General features: G+C 42.8%; 8 protein-coding genes and 1 riboswitch. Of the genes, 4 read left to right on the plus strand and 4 right to left on the minus strand.

Features of this window, described 5'->3' with window-relative positions; translation table 11 throughout:
- Positions 1-181 precede the first annotated feature (181 nt).
- Both VIP81_RS03130 and VIP81_RS03135 read left to right on the plus strand, forming a co-directional pair.
- Positions 182-676 carry a hypothetical protein gene (locus VIP81_RS03130; RefSeq protein WP_331957022.1) on the plus strand — a complete coding sequence of 165 codons (495 nt, stop codon included), beginning with the start codon at positions 182-184 and terminating at the stop codon, positions 674-676.
- Between the two features lie 49 nt (positions 677-725).
- Positions 726-1,244 (plus strand): hypothetical protein, encoded by a 519-nt coding sequence (locus VIP81_RS03135; RefSeq protein ID WP_331957023.1) that lies wholly within the window; start codon positions 726-728, stop codon positions 1,242-1,244.
- A 34-nt stretch (positions 1,245-1,278) separates the two neighbouring features.
- Positions 1,279-1,376, minus strand: a riboswitch (TPP riboswitch).
- Between the two features lie 68 nt (positions 1,377-1,444).
- On the opposite strand, the gene VIP81_RS03140 is transcribed toward VIP81_RS03135, so the two are convergent.
- Positions 1,445-2,074 carry a DUF4142 domain-containing protein gene (locus VIP81_RS03140; protein WP_331957024.1) on the minus strand — a complete coding sequence of 210 codons (630 nt, stop codon included), beginning with the start codon at positions 2,072-2,074 and terminating at the stop codon, positions 1,445-1,447.
- 312 nt (positions 2,075-2,386) lie between these two features.
- Between VIP81_RS03140 and VIP81_RS03145 the strand changes: the two genes are divergently transcribed.
- Positions 2,387-3,250, plus strand: a complete 864-nt coding sequence (locus tag VIP81_RS03145) for an alpha/beta hydrolase (RefSeq protein ID WP_331957025.1) — start codon at positions 2,387-2,389, stop codon at positions 3,248-3,250.
- 20 nt (positions 3,251-3,270) lie between these two features.
- Here VIP81_RS03145 and VIP81_RS03150 read toward each other — a convergent pair whose 3' ends face one another.
- The 3 genes from VIP81_RS03150 to VIP81_RS03160 form a co-directional block, all read right to left on the minus strand.
- Entirely contained in the window at positions 3,271-4,197 is a 927-nt protein-coding gene (locus VIP81_RS03150) for a hypothetical protein (protein WP_331957026.1), read from the minus strand.
- Positions 4,198-4,199: 2 nt separating this feature from the next.
- Positions 4,200-5,438, minus strand: coding sequence for an MBOAT family O-acyltransferase (locus VIP81_RS03155; protein ID WP_331957027.1), 1,239 nt, complete (start codon positions 5,436-5,438; stop codon positions 4,200-4,202).
- 408 nt (positions 5,439-5,846) lie between these two features.
- Positions 5,847-7,268 carry a serine hydrolase domain-containing protein gene (locus VIP81_RS03160; RefSeq protein ID WP_331957028.1) on the minus strand — a complete coding sequence of 474 codons (1,422 nt, stop codon included), beginning with the start codon at positions 7,266-7,268 and terminating at the stop codon, positions 5,847-5,849.
- Positions 7,269-7,493: 225 nt separating this feature from the next.
- Here VIP81_RS03160 and VIP81_RS03165 point away from each other — a divergent pair.
- The coding region (locus VIP81_RS03165) for a sensor histidine kinase (RefSeq protein WP_331957029.1) at positions 7,494-8,550 on the plus strand (1,057 nt) is incomplete at its 3' end.

Genomic DNA, 8,550 nt, shown 5'->3' on the forward strand with positions numbered 1-8,550 from the left:
CGTCAGTGGACACCTGAAATAAAAATAAAATTAAATATAAATGTTCGCTGATAATAGCTGCTATTTCTTCTAACATAAATTAAAAAAAAACGCTATGAAATTGAAAAGAATAATTGGAAACGGATTGCTATTAGCCATCCCAATTGGAACAATACTATATATTTTCATTAAACTGCTTAACATGCTGATTCATGTTATCAGTCCGATTGCGACGAACCTGGGTATACAAAAAATGCTGGGTGAGCTTACACTTACCATTCTCGCCGTTTTCCTCATCTTATTAATCATTGTGCTGCTCGGCCTACTAATGCAAATAAATAGTGTTGCCGGCATCGGCAAAAAAATGGAAGACATCGCATTCCGGATCTTCCCCTCATTAAATCAGGTAAAATTACTGGCTGCTGAAAAACTGGACTTCGACAGTCAGAGTACCAATTGGAAATCTGTGCTTATTTATTTCGAGGAAAAATATAGTCCGGCTTTTCTAGTAGAAGAAAAAGATGATCTCCAAACATTCTTCGTCATGAAAGGTACTACACTGGAAGATGGCGAAATACTCATCACCACAAAAAAATCAGTAACACTCATTGAGATTTCTTCTGTTCAGTTACATCAATATTGCCGGCAGTTTGGAAAAGGCTTCCTGCCACTCATTCCAAGCGCTACGTCAAAATAAACAGATGCTTAAACATTTCATTTTATAAACAGTATTATCGTTTTAATTTATGAAAGCTACTTATATCCTTATCATTCATATGCTACTTGCCTGCCAGGTTTTTGCCCAGGAAGAAAAAAAGGAAGAAAAAAAGAATGAAATAGCTGTTGTAATGGGCCACGCGCATGTCACTGAAAGTATCGATGAAAATGGTAAACGAAAATGGCTGGTAGCTGCAGCCTGGGGACTGGATTACACTTATCATATCAATAAAAAATGGGGAATAGGTTTACACAATGATATTCTTTTGGAAGACTTCACGATAGAGGCTGAGGAAAAAATTGAAAGGAATTATCCGATATCAAGTTGCATCATTGGCTCATTCATGCCCATTGAAAAGCTGTCTATTATTGTAGGAGCCGGAGGTGAGTTTGCGAGTGAAGGAAATTACTTCCTTTGCAGATTGGGAGTAGAATATGGCATTGAGTTGCCAAAAAATTGGGAACTGAGCCCCAGTTTTACATACGATAATAAAATTAACGCCTATAATACCTGGCTGCTGGGCATAGGGATTGGCAAAAAGTTTTAGCAGATGAAAAAAGGGCTCCGGTATTACCAGAGCCCTTGAATGTTTCTTGTTTTCCTACGCTGGTATTATCCAGTTCAGGTACTAAGAGTGTGATCTCAGGCTTGTTTTATCAAACCACCCCTTTTAAGAAACTTTCACAAATACTTGCGAAAAAAATCATGCCGGCTTTCCCATCCCATCAGCACAGTTTGCAGGACTGTTTACTCGTATGGCGGAGTGCGAACGGGCATCGGCAGATCTTTTATTCCCATTCTCTTTTTCAATTGCTGAATTGAATCCAGGTGCTTATATAACATCGGCAAATTAGCAGCGGCAAATGCTTTGATATCACTATCAGTGGCTTTATCCGCTGCCTTTTGGAATTCCTTAATATCCTTCTTGTGGTCATCGACCATCATGTTGATATAAGCTTTATCAAACTCAAATCCTTTCTTCTTCTGTAACTTTTCTTTATCCTTTTGCTGACTGGAAGATATGGAGTCCGGGAGCGTTATGTTTTTAGACATGGCTAATGCTTTTAACTTCTCTCCTCCTGCCCCATGATCATTCACCATCAGGTCTCCAAATGCCTTCACCTGTTGATTCTGTGAATTAGTCTGCGCCAATTGTCCCAGTTGAACTTCCATCATTCCGCCACTAGCTGCATCTACCAGAAAATCAGCATCTTCTTTAGACGGTATTGCCCTGGCTGAGGCATCAGGTAGCTTATTCATGCTATCAATGCTGGCATTATTTACTTCTTCCGCATTTTTTTTACTGTCGGTAGTTCCGCTATTACAGCTTAAGAGAAAGAACGCAAGCGTAAGACAATAATAAAATGAGTTTTTCATAATACCTCCTTTTTCAGACCAGGCCCAAAACTTGTGCCACCGGAGTAGGTAAGCATTTATTTTACCGACCTCTGTCTCTTGCCATGGCATGTGAATTGCAAAATCCATTATACAACCGGTCCAGCGTGATAAACGTAAAAAACAGCAAGCACAAGAGCTAGCCATAAGTTGAAATAACATAAGCGAAAAGCAACGTAGAAATTAATACCGCTATTGAGAAATTAATTCTATACAATCACACAAATGCCTGTTGCTGCTATTGAAAACTATTCTATGCAATTGAAGCGTCCGGCATCTGCTAAAACAGCTATTATGTCAAACAGTGTATCAAAGAAGTTTAAACATAACCAGATTATGGTAAATGGAATTTCAACTCATCTGATTGAAATTGGGAATAAAGACAAACAACCTGTTTTATTTCTCCACGGGTACCCTGAAAACTGGATGGAATTTGAGCAGGTCATGATTCTGCTGCAAGAGGAGTACTATCTCCTGGCAATCGACTTACCGGGTATAGGTAAAACAGAAGAAATAACGGCAACGGATAAACGAACTATAGCCGATTTTGTGAAAGCGTTAATTGAAATTTTGGCGTTAAAAGACGTTGTGCTGGTTGGTCATGATGTGGGAGGAATGATCAGTTATGCTTTCATCAGGCACTTCTCCCGGTATTTATCGAAGGCTGTAATTATTTGTACAGCCATTCCGGGTGTAGCTCCCTGGGAGGATGTAAAAAGAAATCCCTACATATGGCATTTTGCCTTTTTCGCTGTACCGGAGCTGCCCGAAAAACTTATACAAGGAAAACAAAACCTGCTTTTCGACTACTTCTATAATACAATATCCGCAAATAAAGATGCTATCAGTACTGACAAAAGAAAACGCTATTCAGCAGCTTACAGCTCCCCTGTGGCCTTAAGTACGAGCCTGGGATGGTACCGTTCTTTTTACCAGGATGAAAAGGAGAATGCTAAAAATACTACGGTTGAAATACCCGTGTTGTATTTAAAGGGAGCAAAGGACTCCGGAAATATAGATGACTATATGGAAGGATTTAAGGCCAGTGGCCTGACCAACATAAGAGGCGTAAAAATTGCTGAGAGTGGTCATTTCGCGCCGGAAGAACAACCTGAAACAGTGTCAAAAGCAATTGCCGGCTTTATCAAAGAATCCTAACAAAAGCTCGCCGCCAGTTACTATTTTCCCGGCAGCGCATCTATACATTGATCTATTTTCTTCGTTAGCTTCTCTGCACCAAAATGATTCACATGATCAGCATCATAAAAATCGCCGGCCGTAAAGGTGGTATCCTGCAGAAAATTAACATAAAAAACTCCCGGATTATTTTTCTGCGCATCTTCACAAACCTTTTGTGTATTGGCCCATTGCTGCCTGTTCATATGGCGCACATACGTAGCATATCCCGGCGGCGTGTAAAGCAGCAGTTGGACATTATGTTCTTTCGAAAAAGTTATTATTTTCCTCAACGACGCCATATTCTCTTCAAATATTTTTGCGGTAGCAGGTGTGCGCTCAAAAGTATGTCTCTTGGCCGCGGCGGCCCCACTCAACTCCAAATCCGGCTGTTCCTCATGTGTATAAGGTATTCTCCAGCCCAGGTCATCGCAGCCCCTTTCCGGTTCGTGCTTTTTATAATACTTCTTTAACCTGGTAAAATTAACATCCAGCCGGCTACTAAGCATTTCTGTATAATCTGCCGGAACAACCGACGTATGCAGTTGATAGTGGATCAAATAGTTCCTTATACGCCATGCTTCAATCCCTGTGGACAGCGTGGTATATAAACTAAAATAAGAAACCGGAACTACCAGGTATTTTAAATCGGCCCATTGATATTTCTCCAGGATAGCCTCATCATAATCCAGGCTTTGAGATACATAGGCAGCATTGAAACTTTTACGATGTATAAACTGTGGATTCATACCAAAAAAGGCATGAGAGCTGCCTAAAAAAAGTACTTCTACTTTGTTGGAATGCTGTTCCAGATAGTCATTTTTATAAGAATAATCATTGGGGATATGCCGCAATAATAATTCTCCTGTTATTCCCAAAACGAAAACAGGTAATAAAAATAGTAATACGGATCTGATAAATTTATTCATGTCTAAAACTGGAAGTAAATAAACTGCTGCTCTGTTCCTGCGAAATAAAATATGGCGGCGAGTATGGCATAATAGGCCATCCAGCGAACCGGCCGCGGGCTGCTCAGGCCCAAACGTGCAATGGCGTAAGGTTGCTCTCTCCCCCACCACTCGATCAGCATAAAAACAATTATGAGGATCATCACGTTAGCCGGCGTCACTTCCGGTACTGTAAACAGGGACCGGGAAAATATTTTCCGGATGTATTCCCATGCCTGGTTAATATTGGCTGCCCGGAAAACGATCCAGGCCAGCGTTGTTAACAGGAAAGTACGGAACATGGCCCCGGCTTCTCTGATGGTGGGCAAAAATCTGCCTTGCGCTACGATCTCCAGGTGATGCCTGTTTTTACCGGATATAATCAGCGGCATAATAAACAACGCATTCAGCGCTCCCCAAACAATAAATGTCCAGTTCGCCCCGTGCCAGAAACCACTCACTAAAAAAATAATAAACGTATTCCTGATCCTGCTCCACATCCCACCCTTGCTTCCACCCAATGGAATGTATAAATAGTCCCGGAACCAGGTAGATAACGAAATATGCCAGCGCCGCCAGAACTCCGCAATATCCCTGGAGAAATATGGAAACGCAAAATTCCGCAGCAGTTCTATCCCAAACAATCGCGCAGTGCCCAATGCAATATCAGAATAGCCTGAAAAGTCACAATAGATCTGGAAAGTAAAAAATAATGCTCCAACCAGCAGTGTGGACCCGTGGTAGTCTGCCGGATGATTAAAAATCATATTGGCATAACTGGCACAGTTATCGGCAATCACCACCTTCTTAAAAAGTCCCCATAAAATCTGTTTTAACCCATCGGTCATTTGAGCCCGGTCGAATCGTCGCCTTTGTTGCAGCTGTGGTAAAAGATGCGTGGCCCTTTCAATGGGTCCGGCCACCAGCAAGGGAAAGAAACTTACGAAAACGGAATAATCAATAAAATTCCGCTCGGGTTTGATCCTGTTCTTGTAGATATCGATCACATAGGACAGTCCATGAAACGTATAAAACGAAATGCCCACTGGCAAAACCACACTTAATACCCAGGGATTGGTTTTGAATCCCACGAGTGACAAAGCATCCGCGAAAGATGCTGCAAAGAAATTGTAATATTTAAAAAATCCCAGGAACCCGATATTCACACCGATACTCAGCCAGAACCAAAATTTCTTCCCGCTGATCGTACGGCTTTCATACATCTTAATCCCTGTAAAATAATCCAGAAAGGTGGAAAATATCAGCAGGAACAAGAAACGGTAATCCCAGCAGGCATAGAAAAAATAACTGGATACCAGCAGCAGTATGTTCTGCCGTTTTAGGCTCCTGTTAGTAACAAACCAATAAAGGAAAAATACTATTGGTAAGAATATGGCAAAATTGACCGAGTTAAAAAACATTGAATATCAAAAAAGGGTGCATTCCCGCTCCTGCAGTACGCGACTACCGGAACGCTAAAATAAGTTGGCGGTGCTTTATAGCACGTGCAAATTATGATTTTTTTTATAAATGTAAAAGCTGAGCGCCAACTTGCCATGATTGCTTTCTTGTAGCACCAGGTTCACAACATCCATATTTGAATTCTCTCTATCTCAATGTATTGTGTGATGCTATTTTAAGAATCCCTCGCCTATAGTGGTTACATCTTCTGCCGCATTGGACAGGATGACTACTGCAATCTTTCTGTCAGGATCGAATCCAACGAAAGACCTGAACCCACCCGTTCCGCCCGAATGGTGCAGGTAGGTATGCTGCCCGTTCCGATTAATTCTCCAGCCCAATCCCATGCTTTGCTCTTTACCAACGAAGGTTGGTTGATGGCTAAGTGCGATCGCTTTGTGTAAAGGCCCTTTCATTTCTATTTGGGCGCGGGCATATTTAACCATATCGTTTAGTGTAGAGCGGATGGCTCCTGAGGCCTTTAACGACGCAAGGTCCCAGGGAAGAGTCGCCTCACCAGTTTCATTATAACCCTGTGCTAAATTCCTTTGAGCCGCATTACTAAGTGTAATACCGGTGTGGCTCATATTCAAACGCTGGCAGATCCGGCTCAGGATCAGCTGTTCAAAACTGCTGTCGAGGGTACGTTCCAGTATCGTCCCCAGCACACCGGCGCCGTAGTTGGAATAAGAGAACAGAGTACCAGGCATAACAGATGGTTGATAGCGCATCAGGAAACTGTAAAGAGAATCCACAGGGTAATGTTTGTAAGGGTCTTTGGGGTCTACGCTGCTATTAAAGATATTAGCCGGCAGTCTTGGAAACCCTGACGTATGATTAGCCAGATCCTGCAATGTGATGGCTTTACCATGGAAATTAAGTGCAGGTATAGAATCCGGTAGGTAAAGGTTAATCGGATCATTCAATTTCATCCTGCCGGCCACTACTTCTTCCGCGAGTATCAATGAATTGAAAGTTTTCGTTACCGAACCAATCTCAAAAATGGTATTCTCCGCATCGGGCAATTGCTTAAGTTTTTTATTGACCGAACCGTAACTGTACTTACGCACCTTACCTTTATTAATAACTGCCAGGACCAGTCCACAAGTATTTCCCTTTTGGATATAGCCCCTTACAACGTGTTCCACCATAAGATCCAGCGTATCTTTCAGCGGATTATTGCTGGCGACCTGGTCCATTTTTTCGGGGATTACTATTGGGGCAGCTGCAAAATTAAGCCTGTCGATCTTACCTTGCTCGTCCAGCCTGATGGAAAACACCTGCCGGGAATTTTCGAATACGGTGAGATAATCCAGCCCTTTTTCATTCTGCTCCTTAAAAACGCTGCTTGTCCAGTCTCCTACTTTTGCATGAAACTTGCTCATCCCAAGCGCAAATTGTTCTCCCGTCATTTTTTTCTGAAATGTTGCTGACGTCAGGACATAAATTTTTTCAGGTTGATGTAGATTGAAGTTGGCCTGCACCTGTGCGACGATGTTATCATAGTACACATTTTTCTGCCGGGCAGATGTCAAATTAACGCCGAAAAACAGGAGGCAAAGGCTAAACCTAAAGATCAGGAGTTTAAGCATAAATATTTTTCTAAGGTTCCCAAAGTCCGTGTGTCATACTATTCCCATTCAACCAGGAAATGGCATGCCATCAAAAAAGAGAATTTACAACAAAAAAAATTATGTTTTCTAATTGTTTAACTACGATACAAAGCGTTCCCTCCCAGGGGTACGTTCATCACCCTTATTTCTACGCTGACGGTCTTTTTAATTCCCTGGTCCTGAAAAAATTTGTTCCTTTACAATATGAAAAAACAGGGTATCCTACCTCTTTCCGCCTATTGGAAATGTCAGCTGGCTGGCTGGGGAGTCGCTTCGCTGTATTGGGCCTTTAAGGGCCTTACCGGCGATGGTTTCCTGCTATCTCTGGCCATCTGGTTTTTCATCACTGATATGGTATGCTATATTGGTATCACGCATATTTACCGTACCATTGCCCGGCATGCTGGCTGGCCCCACCTCGATGCAAGGCAGCTGCTATGGAGGCTGGTACCTGCCGCTATTATCATGGGCATAGCGTTCATGGTGGTCACCATCGTGAAGATTTATCTGTTGAAATATTGGCTGGTACCTGGTTTCCAGCCACCTTTCCGGGAATTCGCAACAGCGACATCAGAAACTACATTTATTACCGGCGTGAGACTGATGTGCATCTGGCTACTGGCCTACCATATGTACCACTACTCCCAGCGAGAGATCAGGATGGCTACTGAAAAGGCGAAGCTAGAGCTGATCACAAGCGAAATGCAGTTACAGCAACTGGCCGGACAGCTACAGCCGCACTTCCTCTTCAACTCCCTGAACCTTGTAAAATCTATGGTGCGCGATCATCCGGAACAGGCACGCCGCGCCATTGACCTGCTGGCCTCATTATTACGTTCATCGCTGTACGAAAAAAATGCAGCGCTTATTCCCTTTGCCGCAGAGATGGAAATTGTGGAAGACTATCTTGAATTGCAGCAGTTGAGATGGGGTGATGTATTACGCATAGATACCAACATGGAAGCAGGTATTGAAGAGATAAAGATTCCCAGATGGAGCGTGCAGACACTGGTGGAAAACGCTATCAAACATGGCATCATGCAGCAGCTGCACGGGGGCGCCATCATCATCAACGCCCACCGCCAGGAACAATTCCTGTATGTATCCATTATCAATACCGGCACCTGGAAACCTGCAGAAGGTACCGGAATTGGCCTCCGGAACCTACGCGACAGACTGGTATTACATTATCATGGTGATGCAGCGCTTCAAATAAGTACGACCGACACCAACGTCAATTCCACGATTAAAATACCCTTGC

It is taken from the genome of Chitinophaga sp. (genome assembly GCF_036566945.1).
GTDB lineage: Bacteria > Bacteroidota > Bacteroidia > Chitinophagales > Chitinophagaceae > Chitinophaga.